Consider the following 15027-nt stretch of genomic DNA (forward strand, 5'->3'; position numbering starts at 1 on the left):
TTAGATTGATGCAGAATCACCAGAGTGCAGAAAAACTGATTTCTGGGTACGGATTGCCCATTTTTCCATGAGTCGGGCTATTTTGCGAAGCCGCTTCGGGTCAGCAATATCGTAGGCAATGATGTATTTCATGACTGGTTTCTGAATGCCACTCAGTAAGAACGTACCAGGAGGCAGAAGTAGGACAAAAAAGTCTGAAAAAAGAAAAATCACTGCATCAAAGTTGTTTTCCAACCGCCGGCCCCCGCCACGCGGTGCGGGCCCACGTGCACAATTCCTGCGTAATGAATCCAGGGAATCAGCTCCACTGGAACTTGTCGGAATTGGGCCTTACCAATGACACCTTGCAGCACTGCACGGTGATCGGTTCTGTTGGAATGACGGAGTTGTTTGAATGGGCGGAAAGAATGCGATTCTGTGAGAACACTAGCAGCAAGTTCTTTCATGCGGGCGAAGTCAGCCTGAAGTGGTTTATCGTAACAGCGGAACAGCCCACCCAAAGTGCGGAGAGACGCACCCATGAAATCTGCAAATGTGGGTTCGAAGATGGTGCGGTGCTTCCCACGCTGATATTCTTCACGTAGAAAAAGCGGGGAAGTGAGTTCAATTTCCAGGTCTACTGCACTGTCTTTGTTCTTCAGCGGTCGCACTGGATTGATGTCCACCGATTTTCTTGTCAGAATCGGTTCTAGAGTGAATTGCGTGTGGAACGGATTGAAACCTGCCGCAGAATCCTGCCCACAGTGGGCGAATGTTTCCCAAAACAGATCGTGCCACGCGATGGCAGTGCTGCCAAAGAAAGAAACCGTCACGCGGAAACCATCACCAGGCTTTAACGCCACTTTACAGGGGAATTGCGGTGCGATGACCACGGGACGAAAGCCATCATCCTGGCCCGCAAAATTACGATTGGCAGGAGTGGGCGTGGCATCGATTGTTTCGCCGTAGGCACAACCTGTCTGGTGAGTGATTTTTCCAAGCTCATCTGGCGGACCGCATAGACAGGTTGTGGCTTTTAGCCGGGCGCCCACTAAGCCACGAATTGCCATCCCCATCCAGGGTAACAGGCGACCTGGAGTGGTTAGCCGAACGTTGCGAGTGGTTTGCAGGATAGAAAGCATGAAGTAAGATAATTCAAATAGTAATCAAATAAAATAATTTACATATGTAATTTTACAAACCCAGTTCTTTTTCATTAACTTCAGAATTATAAAGGTTGTACCCACGCACTTCGTTGTTTACTGTGGAAACGTACTGCGCACTTACTTCTCGATTATATGTTACAGCACAGGTAACGATTGCAGTCACTTTCTGGCCACCAGTAAAATCAATCATTACTTCACTATCTGTCTTTATTACAGATTCATTGTGCATTTTCTTAATCCCACGGTCGAGTGCTTTAGATAATTTATCAAAGTCTTCAAAATCCCAACCATTATCTCTGGATAATTCATCCGCTTGTCTAGGGCAATTAATTACATCAACTTGATTGTTCTTGTTGTTGATAATTACTTTAACTTGTAAATGTCTGAGTTCTGGATAATTTGCCAAATAATCATGAAATAGATAAGCTTGTAAAATCGATTCTTTAGATGCTACAATTGCGACAACTTTCAGCTCTCCAAGGTGGTGTTGAATTGCATGAAGTGGCATTTCCCAACTCCAGAACTTTTTCTCTGCATCAGATTTTAGCTGCGCTAGCTTTGCAATATCACATTTGAAGTTCCAGGTTGGTTCAAACCACTTTGGGTAACCCTGTACTCCAATATCACTACCTTTCAGATTAGATAGAAACAGTATTAACACTGGTTTTTCGGAAGGCGGCTTGGAATGTGGTAAACGATTAATTGGCTGAAGTAAAACACGGCGAAAATGATATACACAAATCAAAAGCAAAATGAATAGAATTGAAATTGCAGTACACTTCAGAAGTAAATAATTCTGTAACCAAGAATCCAAAAAGAACTTTTCCCAACTAGCGACAGTCAGCTGCCCAATGATGAAGCTAATTACAGCGACAAATAAAAAAAGCGGCTTATTTATCATTAATATTTACCTGGTAATTACGGATCATTGAGAATAGTTATCGTTCCATCAGCCATTGATTAAGTGCAGCCAGCACGGCAAGGTGCTGATTTTCCGTGTTGGCAGTGGTTTTCACTTCAAACTTCACAGTGCGGGAGCCATCAGTGAAAATTCCTTCGATCTCCCCATGTTTCAGCCGAAAACGGGTAGGTTCTGCTAGATCCGGATTGTAAACGCGCGTTTTACAATATATCACCTGAGGAATCTCAGTGGTGACCTCTTCCATAAAGCGGATTGCACGCGGGAAGGTTCCCGGCCAGCCCGCCTTTTCAATTTGGTTCGGTTTTTTCGCCACGCATGCGGGTGGCAGAATCTGCGTGCGATCTGTCCGAAAGCGATGACGAAATGTTTCCTGAAAAATCTGGCCAGTCGCCGACAATTCAAGGTAATCCCGACCATCAATCTGCTCGGAATTGATCAGAGAATCGAGTTTTTCATCGAGCTCATCAGTAAAGAGTTTTTTTTCGTAAACTCCTTTTTCCAGAGAAGTTAACAGCCCGCTGTATTTCATCCAGAACGAAAAATCGAGTGCCACGGGCATTGGTGGGAAGGAAATGATTTCGCTGAACCGTTCGTGCATGTAATAAACGGGAATTCCAATCGCCTGCCCCAACAGAACGGCAATGGCAATCTGGGCCTTGTACCCACCCGTGGCATTGATGGCGCAGGCCTCTGATGAATAGGTGCGTACCGTTTCGCCGATGGAACGTGCCAGGTTTTTCAGGCCCCGCGTCCGAAACAGTTGGGGATCGCTGTCCTGTAAACCACTGATCATCCGGGTTTCTACCGGATCGTGCCCACGCAGGCGGAAATATGCGGCCAGAATGGCAACAATATTGTTCCCCGCTTCCGTATCGGAATGAAAAAGATAGATTCCTGCATTGGCGGTGGCAAATTGTTGTTGAAGCAGGCTGTGGACGGAATTGATTTCTGCCCCACAGATTCTGGTATCGGCTGGTAACCGTGCCAGTTGGTGGGCAACTCCTTGCCAATCCTCATTCGCAAATGCCGTCGACATCGTTTCGTAGATCTGGAACTGCTCTTCGGTCCACTGTTTCCGATCGGCGGGTAAGGCCCGCTCTGTTTCGAGCGACTTGGACAGGTTTGCCAGGTTGGGGTAGAATAAACTGGTGCCCACCGTGGTGAGAATGATCGGGCGTGACATTGGATTCTCCGTTTCAGAAGATTACGCGTGTGAAATTGCTTTCAGGACATTTTTTAGAGATTTTTAGAGATTATTTTGAATTTTTTTGATGAGTTCCAGATTCTGGAGTTCTCGTTTGCCACGATTCCAGATTTTAGTAATGGTAGCTGGGTTGATGTCGAAGTTTTCTTCCAGCCACACTATGCGGGATCGTTTGCAAAGATCACCTAAGCAGGCTTGGTGAAACGCCGCCAACGCATCATGAGCAACCAATTCCAGCTGATCATGTTCTGAAAGGATTCCCAGCAGGTTGGGTACTACCAGCAGCACGAGGCGTTTTCGTTCTTTCCAGCCTGTAATAATACCTTTATCGTTGGGGGACAATCGAACCGGATCATTGACAAAAGTCTGCTCCACAAGAAAATATCTTCGAGCAGTCATCACGCCCAACGTAGGGCACAGTTTCGAAAATGATGACTGCTTTCGATAAATACCAATTTTCCAACGTTTAGCAGTTGTTCTCACCCACGCTTGGAGCTCTCCCTTTGCAGGATTGTATTTCCCCTGTATGAGTCGCAGCCGTACGTGCTGAACGATGTCGTCGAAATCCGGATCTCTACGATAAATAATCGTTTCGACCATTGATTCGATGCGCGCAAGATCCCCCAGATGAATAATTTGATGATCGGACACATTCCAGCCTCCCGCGGACCATTCCGCAGGAACGGTCAAGGAGCACCGACTTGAAGTACATCTTCAATAAGTTATTCTGACTTTATCCACAACCATTTGGTGAAAAAGTAGAAAAAGTAGAGGCGAATCCTGTGGCAGATGGAAAAATGTCCATGCTGTTCGGCGAAAAGCTCGACAAAATCACCAGTGCGAAAGGACAGAATACTCATCTGCTGAAAACGTTTTTAAGTTCCCTCTAATCTCTGTTCAGTGATTTCGGAGGCATTCTAGAACAATACCTAGAAATCAGAATGGTTCAGCACCATATCTACAATTGCAACATCCCTTTTGGCTTGCTGAAGTGATTCACACCAATCGAACAAGAGCCTCATGAACTACGTGGATGTCAAATAGAATGTAAGAAAACGACTATAGAAAAGGGAAGTCGTAAGAGGTGCCGATCATTGACTCTTGCAGCTTATTCCGTAGCGAAATAATTATTTGTACGAATTGTGTTCCTGTGCTTCGATGTACCAGCCCGAGGTATGGCAAACTACACTCTAGATCGGCAACCCACCCAGTATTGCCTTGATCTTGAATGTGTTATTTGCAAAGATTTATGGCAAAACAGTTGCTTTCGACTATTTTTGCCTGTGTCTTTACCTGCACCTCAGTTTGAGACACTAGCTTTGAAATGAATTTAGGGTAATGATCGCAGGGAACAACGATCCGATAACACTCATATATTGTTACCAACAAATGAGAATCTGATGCTTAGTCATGATCAACGATTCCAGCTCGTTGATGCAGCGCGTGCTGCAGCAGCAAGGGCATTCTTGACTAACCAGAGTGGAACTACTTATGGCGCTGCTGTACTCACGGTTTTGGGAAAAGTCTACCAGGCCGGGCAGTATTCGTCGTTCAATCACGTCACCAACATCCATGCTGAACAAGCGGTACTGCTAATCGCGACCATGGCAGACGATCCAGACGTATTGGCACTTGCCATTGCTTCCAACGGGACGGAACCGATCACTCGGCCATGCGGTATCTGTCGACAGGTGTTGGCCGAGCATTCTGCCCGAGTCGGCCGTGATTTTGAAGTCCTGATGGCTTGCCGAGATAGTAACAGTTATGAAACGGCATTGGTGAGTGAGCTGTTACCACTGGGATGGTCGCCTGGCCAGAACAGAACGGTTGTACGAGATGTTGACGTTCGGAGTGTAATTCCTCAACAAGGACTTCTTCACAAGAACGAAGTACTCGAACCTGGCGACCATATTATACTTCGTGATGGATGCGTCGCGATGGTCTGGGACAGCCTGTTCGAGCCCGCCGGTACACTGGTGAAGCTCAAATACGCTCCATGCGAAGGAAAGTTGCGGAAGGTCCCTCATTCGTTCAGTGATCCACTCCGTTACCAGAAAGAGTTACATGATCTCGGCTGGATTCGACAGGCAAAGTGCGGTATCCACGCTCCTGTCATCGGGGCTTCTGAGGTTTCTAACGTGTTAAAGACGCTTCAGCTTGGGAAGGAAATTGGAGAACCTCCAGGACCGCTAATCAGCATCCTTCGTGATGTTGGGGTGAATGTTGCTGGAATTCGTGTGACCGGTTCGCGGGCTATTGGACTTCAGCGAGCCGACTCGGATTGGGATCTGATCGTGCCAGTAGACGCGAATCAATTGCCGTTGATCCGTGAAAAGCTTGCAGCAGCAGTTGAGAGCGATATGCTGACTGTCCCGCTCTTGTCTGGGACCTGGAAATTAATTGACCGGATCTTCCCCGGCGGTCGGCATGCGGCCCTAAGCGATCGCCGATTCGCTGATACTTTGCTTAGCGGCGGAACAGCGGTTGCTCTGATGTTCTTGCCGCATCAGTCAAATGAATTCTGTGTCGGCCATGACTGGATCATTTCGGGTCGAACCGTTTTACATGGGAAAGTTCTTAGGGCTTCTCGTGCTGCTTACAAAAGATCCGAGTATGAGTTGAAAGACAATAAAGGTGTGATCTCTATCATCTGCTTTCACAAGGCAGCGAACCTGTTGCGGGTCGGAGATGTCGTCTCCGTGTGTGGCTGGATCGCGCGACGCGGGAACGAGCGACGATTGATACAGATTCTTCATCAACCCGATCGCATCCTTTGGTGGGAGGTTGCGACAGGCGATGCATCTGAGGAATAAACCTTATGAGCGACTGGTACACGATTACGGAAGGAAATCAGATCGAATTTCAAAAGTCGAAGGACCGTTACTGGGCACCAGAGACTATCAGAATCAATCCACTTTCGATCCAATCCTATCCAGCAACAGATTGGATCATCACCGGGTGGGGACCCATGTGGATGTACGCACACGCTGCGGCAACGCTCGCAGCTGCCAACTGCAAATCGCAAGTCCGCTTAGGGGGTACGACTGGTACCTCGGAGAATTTGGCGAACAGTCGCTGTCGCTTTCATCCTACTTGCGATCCCCGTTGTGCGGTCTTCGAAATGGATTTTGCACAAGAGGCTCATCTGACTGATGCGGCGATCGAAAGGCTGATGGATCCAGCTCTGTCCGAGTTGTGTCGATACAAAGTCGATAAGTTGTGCATCACGGGTCGCGCGAACGGCAAGGCTTACGCAGCGGTGGCGGCCAAGGCGGTAGAGAATCAAGTTCGGATCATTCAATGTTTGACCCCTGCCGATGGTCAGGTAATCGTATACGATGCTGATGGATCCTCGCTCGGCGAACGTCCGGAACCGGAATCTTGGCTTACACCCTATTTGACTGCACCCAAGTCCACATTAATTGTCGGTATTATCGGTGATCCAAACTGTGGAAAATCAGTTTTTAGTCTGGCTTTAAATCATTACCGAGGTGCCATCAAATGTCAAGGTTGGCGTCTCGATTGCGATGGTGCCTCACCGACACCAGATTGGTATTTATCTTTGAGTGAAAAAGATCCTGCTCAGGCCAAGTCTGCGCGAGAAGCCGTAAAACTTTCCTGGACTTCAGACATGGAGGATCTTATCGCTGAGAAAATTATCCGGCTTCGTCAGTTCTTCGCTGTAGCGATCGCTGATCTGCCGGGCGGGAATCATACTAAGACACCGCCTGAACGAGTACCCAATCATCGTGAAGTAATGATGCGTGAAGTTGATGTGTTTATCCTCATTGAAAGAGCAAATGAATCATCAGAACTCGCATGGCGCACTGCCCTCGCCCCGCATCGACTCGATCATCGGATCAGGGTTGTGCTCAGTTCAGTAGATCCAAATGGAACTCCAAGCCTTGAAGTATGTGAAGATCATAAAGGTATTTGGCGAGGAATCATCCGCGGTCTCGATCGAGCCAAGAAGCCTGATGAACTTGTTCCCGTGTTTCAAAATGGTTTGAACCAAATATGGCCTGCTCTATTACGTCATAGTCGATCAGATGGAGCGGGGCAATGAATCCATCACAGACGCTGATGATTGCCGGGGTTGGGCCCCACGCTCGTCGCTTCTATCTGCCTGCAATCGCTAATTTAGGGCCTCGCTACGGAGTTCGACTCACCGCAGCTGTCGAACTGGAATCAGGCCGTGATGGCGCTACCCGTGCCCTTGCGGACTCTGGGCTGAATGCGGAAATCCATACTGTTGCTCGGTTCGAGACAGAAATGCCGATCGAAGCAAGGCAGACACTCGACTCGATAGCGGATCGGTTACACCCTGCCGCAATCATCGTTGCAACAGACCCATTATCGCATCGACCTTATGTACTTTGGGCGATGCAACGTGGCATGGATGTATTGCTCGATAAGCCGATCACCACTCGCCGAGGGGCCGTGAGTGATCCGGTTGAGGCGAAGGGAATTGAGCGCGATTTCGACGAGATTATGTCAGTCTGGAACGAAACCCGACGACAGCGACCCGTTGTCGTCTCAGTGTGTGCCCACCGTCGCTATCACCCCGGGATCGAAGAAGCGATACGAATCGTCCGAGATGTCTGCAAAAAGACAGGTTGTCCGGTAACTGACATTCATGCCCATCATGCCGACGGACAATGGCGGCTCCCAGAAGAAATTCGCACGCAGGACCACCACAGCTATCACTCCGGCCACGGAAAAGCTTCGCACAGCGGTCACCACTTCTTCGACTGTGTATACCGTTTCTACAAGGCAGGCACGGCCAGCGGCAAATCGGCCGACTCTATGAGCGTTTATGCATCGTTCATTCAACCAAACGGACTTCTTCGGCAATTGACCCGCGATGATCATGTGCGGCTGTTTGGACAAGACTACCACACCGCCTGTCCGCACAACGACGAAGAACTCGACATGCAATTCAGAAACTTCGGGGAAGTGGACCTAAACGCTGCCATTACCTTCATGAGCAATGGCGTAGCAATAGGCCAAGCTTCGCTGAACCTCCTTCACAACAGTTTTTCACAACGAGGCTGGCTTTATCCCCCTGCCGACCTTTACAAGGGGAACGGCCGCGTTAAGCATGAGCATCATCGTGTCCACGTCGGGCCGTTCCTAGCAGTAGCGATCCATTCTTACCAGTCGAAATCAGACCACGACGCAAGCGCTGCCGCCGATCTGTTGCCTGGGGGCAACAACCACTTCGAGATCCAGATCTTCCGCAACACTAAGATGATTGGTGGAAAGGAAGTTGAGTTGATCCACCTTGATCAACTGCAGAGCTTCGACCGATCGCGTCTGTATATTGAACAGGTCAAGGAGGGAGTGGTTGGCGAATTTTTCCGTTACCTGGCCGGCCAGGTAACGGAAAATGACCTGCGTTCGCTGATACAGGACCACGCTATACCTGTTTGCATGCTCTCAGCAGCGTATGAATCTCATGCCAAAGCACAGCGTGGCGAAAACCCGTTGATCAAGAAACCTATCTGGGGCTGAATCATGGATGAAGTATCTGGAATACAAGCAGTCGCCTGGGGATTGTTGGACGGAGGTATTGAAATAATAACTGCATACCCAGGATTCCATGCACACGAACTGGCGTCCCTGTTAGGTATCCAGGTATTTTCTGTGAATGAAAAAAATTCTTTAGCCCTCGCATGGGGGGCAAGCTTGGCAGGGGTACGGTCTGTAAGTATTTTTAAGAACCTCGGACTTAATGATGCGGCTGACCCATTTATCAATATTTGTACACTTGGCGTACATGCTGGCATGGTGCTTGTTGTGCTAGATGACATTGATGTACAACAATCACAGATCCTACAGGATTCACGGCCCTATGCTGACTTCCCTTGCTCATTATGGCTAGAACCGTGCTCATTGCAGGATGCTTATGATTTGGCAAGACAAGCACCACAATTGTCTGAACAGCTAAAAACATTAGTTGTGCTCAGACTGACAAATTTACTCACGATGGAATCAAGCCAGCTAATTAGACAGAAACCAGAAAAGGCAAGGTTAAACTGGTGCCGAAAACCAGAACACTGGGTAGTCCATCCTGTCAATGGAAAACTGCAACGCCGCAATCTGGAAGAACGGCAAGGAAAGGTATACGATTGGATAGAGGAACTGTACTCACAACCAAATTTTTCCCCCGGCGCAGTTGTTAATATCATCGTTGGCATGGTAGATCGTGATGTTGATCTGGATCATGAGATTGTATTGAAGGCGTATCCTCTACCTCGACGCTGGTTAGCGTCACTAGCTGCATCATCAGCAAATTTTGTTGTTAAAGAACACGGTTTGCCTTACTTAGCTGACAAGTTGGCTGCTGGCATCGGGGCACAACGAGTTCAAACTGTCCCATTGAAGAATAATCATGAGGGATCTTATCGAATTACCGACAAGTATGAAGCATTATACGCGATTCTGAGGAGTGTTCAGAATCGGTTCATCGTTGGCGATCTAGGCGGGCACACATTAGATCCACTTAGAACAATTGATTCTTGTCTTTGCTATGGATGTTCAGTGGGGGTGGCTACAGGTATCGCGATAGCAGAACCTACGTTGAATGTAATCTGTGTGACAGGTGACGCGGCTTTTCTTCATACTGGGAAAACTGCATTCGCAGAAACAATCGATCGACAAGTACCTGTGAGTGTGATTGTTTTGATGAATGGTGGAAGTGTGAGTACCGGTGGCCAGATTTTGCCAGGCGAATGTCAGTACGACTCAACAAGATTGGAACAGTACGAAATGGATTTTCCTCTTTTCTGCAATGACAACAATATGCGTTTCTTATTGAATCGTCCAATCCGACCTCGCCTGATTCGGTTAAAAACAAAGTTTTAAAAGGATATTTCAATGATAGTCCACTTTGAAGGATTAGATCTTGCTGGCAAGAGCACAGTATGCAGGCTTTTTCGTGAAAATGCACCAGGAAATTGGAACATCCGACATAATACGATGGTAGAGGACAACCCAATCTACGAATTGGCCGACCGACTTCGACGCGATGCGACGAATGGAGATGCCATGGTCGGCTGGCTTTATCATGCTGCATTACTCTACGACCTGGAAAAGTATGTACCCCCATCAGATGATATCATTCAAGACTCACTGATCCTTTTGCGTTCTCTTGCTTTCCACAGTGCAATTGGTACACGTGGATTGACAGATCAGTTAGAGCTAATCATTGACCATCATCCCCGATTCGATCACACGTTCGTACTAGTAGCAGATCATCAAACACGATTGGCACGCTTGGCTAAAAGAAGGAAGCAACATCTGGGGCCAGAGGATTTTCTGGTTCTAAATGACCCGGAAAGATTCTATATCATGCAGAAGTTACTTATAGATTATGCTATCAAGCACTTCGGAGCCGTTATTATCGACAGTAGCGGTGAATTGGATGCATCATGTCTGGATAATATCTTTACCCATATTCCAGGAATGGTTCGAACTTAACCTGCCGATTTAAGGATTTTGAGCGGTTCTTTTAGTCGTAGAGCAAGTGGAACAGGTATTTTGGGCGAAATTAGTTCAACCAAGCTATCATAATACCACATTGTGCCTATCTTACCACCATTGAACCTATCAAAAACGCTTACGCCGAGTTGGAGATAGTCGTCCACGAGGCATGCCAAGTTGTGAGCCTTGTCTGCAGCAATTACTAGCTGAGCATCCATCGGGACATACTCAAGGGCACTAATGAACGCCGTTTTACGTTCTCGCCAACTGGCCCCATTCAATTCTACTGGTTCTCCACAGGCGGCAACTAATGCAGCAATCTTTGAGCCAAATGTATGTTGGATACGATCTAGGATACCCTGACCTCCCTGATCTTCGGGCGCATCATGAAGCAATGCTGCAATTGCTTGGTCCTCGTTTCCACCATGTTCGAGTACCAATGCACAAACTGAAAGCAAGTGCGATATATACGGAACATTAGTTCCTTTGCGACTTTGCTTACGATGGATACGGCTGGTGAATAACAGCGCTAGGTCAAATCGATCAGTGAGTATATGATCTTGCATGCTGAACTCTCTGAACTGGTCATTTGTCACTATTGTACGCCTGCAGTGAACGACCGTCTTGCATCGGCCGCCCACCGAAATGGGCAGAAACGGTCTTTCTTGAACTTACGACGTGCTGCAGCACCACCGCTTCAATTCGGCCGCCCACCGAAACGGGCGGAAACTGCACCTGATCGGCGGCGACGGCCCGTTGGCCCGGGCCCTTAGCTTTACGGAGGTCACGAATCTTTTTTACCGAAGGTCGTCGCCATCAGGATTCCCTTGCTGAACGCCGAACGCTATCATAAGTTCCTTGTAGTTGTACGGCAACTCCTAATACAGCTTAACGAGGGAACCGGGCTTGGCAACAGTGAAACAAAATCGTCGTCCTGCTGCACCAGCAAACGGTTCGCCTTCGGTCGAGTCCGTTCTAGAGACGGTACGTGCCGTATGGTCCGCCGCCGAGCGTGCCGAAGATGCTGAACAAGCGAAGCACAAAAAGGACATAACGCAGACCGTCAGCCGCCTGAAAAGTCGAGTCGAAGGACACCTTGGCAAACCCGTTGCCGCTACCAAGGAACGCTCGCTGTTCGACCAGGAAGAGCGATCACCGGTAGTCGCTGTGGATGCACCGGCCACGCCACGCTTCCCCGACCCCACATTGAGGATCTACGCCAAAGACCTGACCGAACATGCACTTAAACACATCCCGAAGCTCGCTTGCTGCAAGTCCATCGACAACATCCGCAAGTATCTTACGGACAAGTTGTCGTTCAACTCTCAGGCCACTCGCCGCCGTAACGTCAATTACCTCATCAGCCGCTACTTCCCTGGCGAGGTCGTTCATCCCGAAGTAGCCCCATTCGCCGCCGCCGTGGAAGGGCAGCCTGCGTTGGGCGATGCACTCTTCTACTTCACTTGTCGAATGGAGAAGATTGTAGCACTCGTGGCCGAACAAATCGTTTTCCCGTCTCTCGCCTTGGGCGGTGTGAGTCGGACCAAGATTCGGGACTTCGTTCAGGCACAGTTTCCAAATTCCAAATCAGCCAAGCAAATCGGTGTGGCAGTGGTCGGCACCTATCAGACATTCGGCGTGGCGAACGCAACGCGTACCAAGCTCAACGTGAGTCTGCGTGAAGGCAGTCTCGCCGCCTTCGCCTATGTGCTACACCTGGAGTTTCCAGAGCCGGGGATGTACTCGTTCGAGAAGATGCTCAACGGGTCGATGCACAAGTGCTTGCTGTGGGATCAGCAGTGGATGGTTCGACAACTTTATGTCCTGCGAGAAGCGGGCATGATGTCGAAGGTGGCCTTGTAAACCTTAAGACTGGGAGGAATGAGCATGATCGACAACATCTCAGTCCCATTACGGGAATTTGATCTGGACGGTTTTGTAAATGCGTACAGGGCGTTTTACAACAAATGGGCAGGGGACGACACCGACGCAAATTGCAGCGTCTGCTTCATGGAATCATTTGCCAGCATACCGATGCCAAACCACGATGGTCTCGACCTCGTGTATGTGATACTTAACAAGAAAATGATGGTGTTCTTTCAGTTGCATGAGCCTCTTGTTGACGAAAAGGCTTTATGCATCGACGGCGAACGCCGCAAAACAGATGATTTTGACATCGGCCTTGCCGACGGGTATGGGTTTTTGGTCGAACTTGAAGATCAACATATCACTCTTTACCCAGCTCTTTATGATGGGTCGTCCGGCCCGTTACCAACAATCACATTGCAGGGAACATGTGCCCTATTAGAGAAATGGATGGTCACCTACGCAGAGAGGTTTATAAAAAAGTAACATGAGCAGCACCGACTATTCCGAGAATGCCTTGGTTGAACAACCGCCGATTGCCCTCTTCGAAGAGTTCGCAGCCGGATGGACAAGACTCCAAGGGCATGGATGATTCAGGTCAATGGCACCCTTGTGGATGCCCGGTTCTTGAAGCGGGAGTTTCAAAAAGAGTCGCTGCGGAAAGGATTGACTCTTTATATCCACGAAAGACCACAGCAGATCAGCGAAGATGAAGAATATGTTGTTGGCAGAAAAAATGGCAAAGCAGAAAGCTTCAATTCGGCCGCCCACCGAAATGGGCGGAAACCACCAAGAAGCTGTCAGACATGAGCCCAGAACAACAGGGCTTCAATTCGGCCGCCCACCGAAATGGGCGGAAACACTGAAACCTGCAACGTACCATTCGCCAATTTTTACGTAGCTTCAATTCGGCCGCCCACCGAAATGGGCGGAAACCAGGTTACGATGGATTTTGCCCCGCCGCCACCTGGAGTGCTTCAATTCGGCCGCCCACCGAAATGGGCGGAAACGGCGATCAGAACCATGTAATCGATGAATTTTGCCATCGCTTCAATTCGGCCGCCCACCGAAATGGGCGGAAACCATTGTGGCACAATTGCCATACCAACACAGCAGAATCGCTTCAATTCGGCCGCCCACCGAAATGGGCGGAAACTGGGGGGTGGTGCGGGTCGACGATGATGTTTGGACAGCTTCAATTCGGCCGCCCACCGAAATGGGCGGAAACAAAGACTCTACCTGAGTTGTACAGACCTGCGGCAAAGCTTCAATTCGGCCGCCCACCGAAATGGGCGGAAACCCCGCCAGAAGTCAAAATGGTATCGCTCGGGAAGGTGCTTCAATTCGGCCGCCCACCGAAATGGGCGGAAACGTGTAGTCAACTGCCATAGCATTCTCGTTTTGTGCAAAGCTTCAATTCGGCCGCCCACCGAAATGGGCGGAAACAGGAATGGGATGCCCCACTAAAGCCGGGAGTCCACGAGCTTCAATTCGGCCGCCCACCGAAATGGGCGGAAACATCCAAGTGCGGCGATCTGTAAGATAAAAGTCCAAGGCTTCAATTCGGCCGCCCACCGAAATGGGCGGAAACGAGTTAGGCGAGAAGAACGCACAACGCAGAAAGAAGGCTTCAATTCGGCCGCCCACCGAAATGGGCGGAAACCAAGATGCAGCCACTGGTGTAGAGTCGGCACCGGCTGGCTTCAATTCGGCCGCCCACCGAAATGGGCGGAAACCTCGGTGATGCGATTACTCAAGGGTGGGCTGATTGATGCTTCAATTCGGCCGCCCACCGAAATGGGCGGAAACGATAAACCCGTCCAACCATGTACAGAAGAACAACTTCGCTTCAATTCGGCCGCCCACCGAAATGGGCGGAAACGCCATCATAACAGATGGGTTGGTACCAAGAGCTGCTGCTTCAATTCGGCCGCCCACCGAAATGGGCGGAAACTGTGGTTTCTCCGTCTAACGGATTATCAGTACCGAAAGCTTCAATTCGGCCGCCCACCGAAATGGGCGGAAACCATGGCGACAAGCAAACGCTTCAGCAACCAACCAAATTGCTTCAATTCGGCCGCCCACCGAAATGGGCGGAAACTTGGATCCACGTTCGCGGCCATCATTGCTACTGAAATCGCTTCAATTCGGCCGCCCACCGAAATGGGCGGAAACTTAACCTGAGCAGTGGCAAAGGTGGTGAGAATCAGGAGCTTCAATTCGGCCGCCCACCGAAATGGGCGGAAACTACATGACCTGGAGCGATGGCGGTCAGGTGATGGAGCTGCTTCAATTCGGCCGCCCACCGAAATGGGCGGAAACGTGATAATATCGAAGTGTTAATTTCGCACGATATTGGGCTTCAATTCGGCCGCCCACCGAAATGGGCGGAAACAAGGAGAACA

The 15027-nt window shown here is 49.2% G+C and carries 13 protein-coding genes and 1 CRISPR repeat array (1 of these 14 cut by a window edge); of the genes, 7 read left to right on the plus strand and 6 right to left on the minus strand.

Annotated elements, in window-relative coordinates:
* From cas2 to R3B84_14050, 5 genes are all read right to left on the minus strand, one after another.
* Complete coding sequence (cas2, locus tag R3B84_14030; protein MEZ6141686.1) at positions 1-132, minus strand: CRISPR-associated endonuclease Cas2; 132 nt, start codon at positions 130-132, stop codon at positions 1-3.
* A 77-nt stretch (positions 133-209) separates the two neighbouring features.
* Positions 210-1121 carry a CRISPR system precrRNA processing endoribonuclease RAMP protein Cas6 gene (gene cas6 / locus R3B84_14035; GenBank protein MEZ6141687.1) on the minus strand — a complete coding sequence of 304 codons (912 nt, stop codon included), beginning with the start codon at positions 1119-1121 and terminating at the stop codon, positions 210-212.
* A gap of 52 nt (positions 1122-1173) precedes the next feature.
* Positions 1174-2046, minus strand: coding sequence for a hypothetical protein (locus R3B84_14040; protein MEZ6141688.1), 873 nt, complete (start codon positions 2044-2046; stop codon positions 1174-1176).
* Positions 2047-2083: 37 nt separating this feature from the next.
* Complete coding sequence (locus tag R3B84_14045) at positions 2084-3250, minus strand: putative CRISPR-associated protein (protein ID MEZ6141689.1); 1167 nt, start codon at positions 3248-3250, stop codon at positions 2084-2086.
* A gap of 63 nt (positions 3251-3313) precedes the next feature.
* Positions 3314-3922 carry a hypothetical protein gene (locus R3B84_14050; protein ID MEZ6141690.1) on the minus strand — a complete coding sequence of 203 codons (609 nt, stop codon included), beginning with the start codon at positions 3920-3922 and terminating at the stop codon, positions 3314-3316.
* A gap of 749 nt (positions 3923-4671) precedes the next feature.
* Between R3B84_14050 and R3B84_14055 the strand changes: the two genes are divergently transcribed.
* Genes R3B84_14055 through R3B84_14075 form a run of 5 tightly spaced genes read left to right on the plus strand, consistent with a single transcriptional unit; the run spans position 4672 to position 10753 of the window.
* Positions 4672-6084 carry a hypothetical protein gene (locus tag R3B84_14055; GenBank protein ID MEZ6141691.1) on the plus strand — a complete coding sequence of 471 codons (1413 nt, stop codon included), beginning with the start codon at positions 4672-4674 and terminating at the stop codon, positions 6082-6084.
* A gap of 5 nt (positions 6085-6089) precedes the next feature.
* A complete protein-coding gene (locus R3B84_14060; GenBank protein MEZ6141692.1) occupies positions 6090-7337 on the plus strand; it encodes a hypothetical protein in 1248 nt (415 codons plus the stop codon).
* Positions 7334-8785, plus strand: a complete 1452-nt coding sequence (locus R3B84_14065) for a Gfo/Idh/MocA family oxidoreductase (protein MEZ6141693.1) — start codon at positions 7334-7336, stop codon at positions 8783-8785. The genes R3B84_14060 and R3B84_14065 overlap by 4 nt, the downstream gene beginning before the upstream one ends.
* Positions 8786-8788: 3 nt before the next feature.
* Positions 8789-10138 (plus strand): thiamine pyrophosphate-dependent enzyme, encoded by a 1350-nt coding sequence (locus R3B84_14070; GenBank protein ID MEZ6141694.1) that lies wholly within the window; start codon positions 8789-8791, stop codon positions 10136-10138.
* Between the two features lie 12 nt (positions 10139-10150).
* Entirely contained in the window at positions 10151-10753 is a 603-nt protein-coding gene (locus R3B84_14075; protein ID MEZ6141695.1) for a hypothetical protein, read from the plus strand.
* On the opposite strand, the gene R3B84_14080 is transcribed toward R3B84_14075, so the two are convergent.
* Positions 10750-11322, minus strand: coding sequence for an HD domain-containing protein (locus tag R3B84_14080; protein MEZ6141696.1), 573 nt, complete (start codon positions 11320-11322; stop codon positions 10750-10752). The two genes, R3B84_14075 and R3B84_14080, sit on opposite strands and share 4 nt — an antisense overlap.
* Positions 11323-11662: 340 nt before the next feature.
* Here R3B84_14080 and R3B84_14085 point away from each other — a divergent pair, with 340 nt between their 5' ends.
* Both R3B84_14085 and R3B84_14090 read left to right on the plus strand, forming a co-directional pair.
* Positions 11663-12619 carry a hypothetical protein gene (locus tag R3B84_14085; GenBank protein MEZ6141697.1) on the plus strand — a complete coding sequence of 319 codons (957 nt, stop codon included), beginning with the start codon at positions 11663-11665 and terminating at the stop codon, positions 12617-12619.
* A 24-nt stretch (positions 12620-12643) separates the two neighbouring features.
* On the plus strand, positions 12644-13108 hold the full coding sequence (locus R3B84_14090; protein ID MEZ6141698.1) for a hypothetical protein: 465 nt from the start codon (positions 12644-12646) through the stop codon (positions 13106-13108).
* A gap of 265 nt (positions 13109-13373) precedes the next feature.
* Positions 13374-15027: a CRISPR direct-repeat array (repeat unit 36 nt; unit sequence GCTTCAATTCGGCCGCCCACCGAAATGGGCGGAAAC); it runs 13255 nt beyond the window's last position.

Origin of the sequence: Zavarzinella sp. (assembly GCA_041399155.1) — a bacterium.
Classification (GTDB): domain Bacteria; phylum Planctomycetota; class Planctomycetia; order Gemmatales; family Gemmataceae; genus JAWKTI01.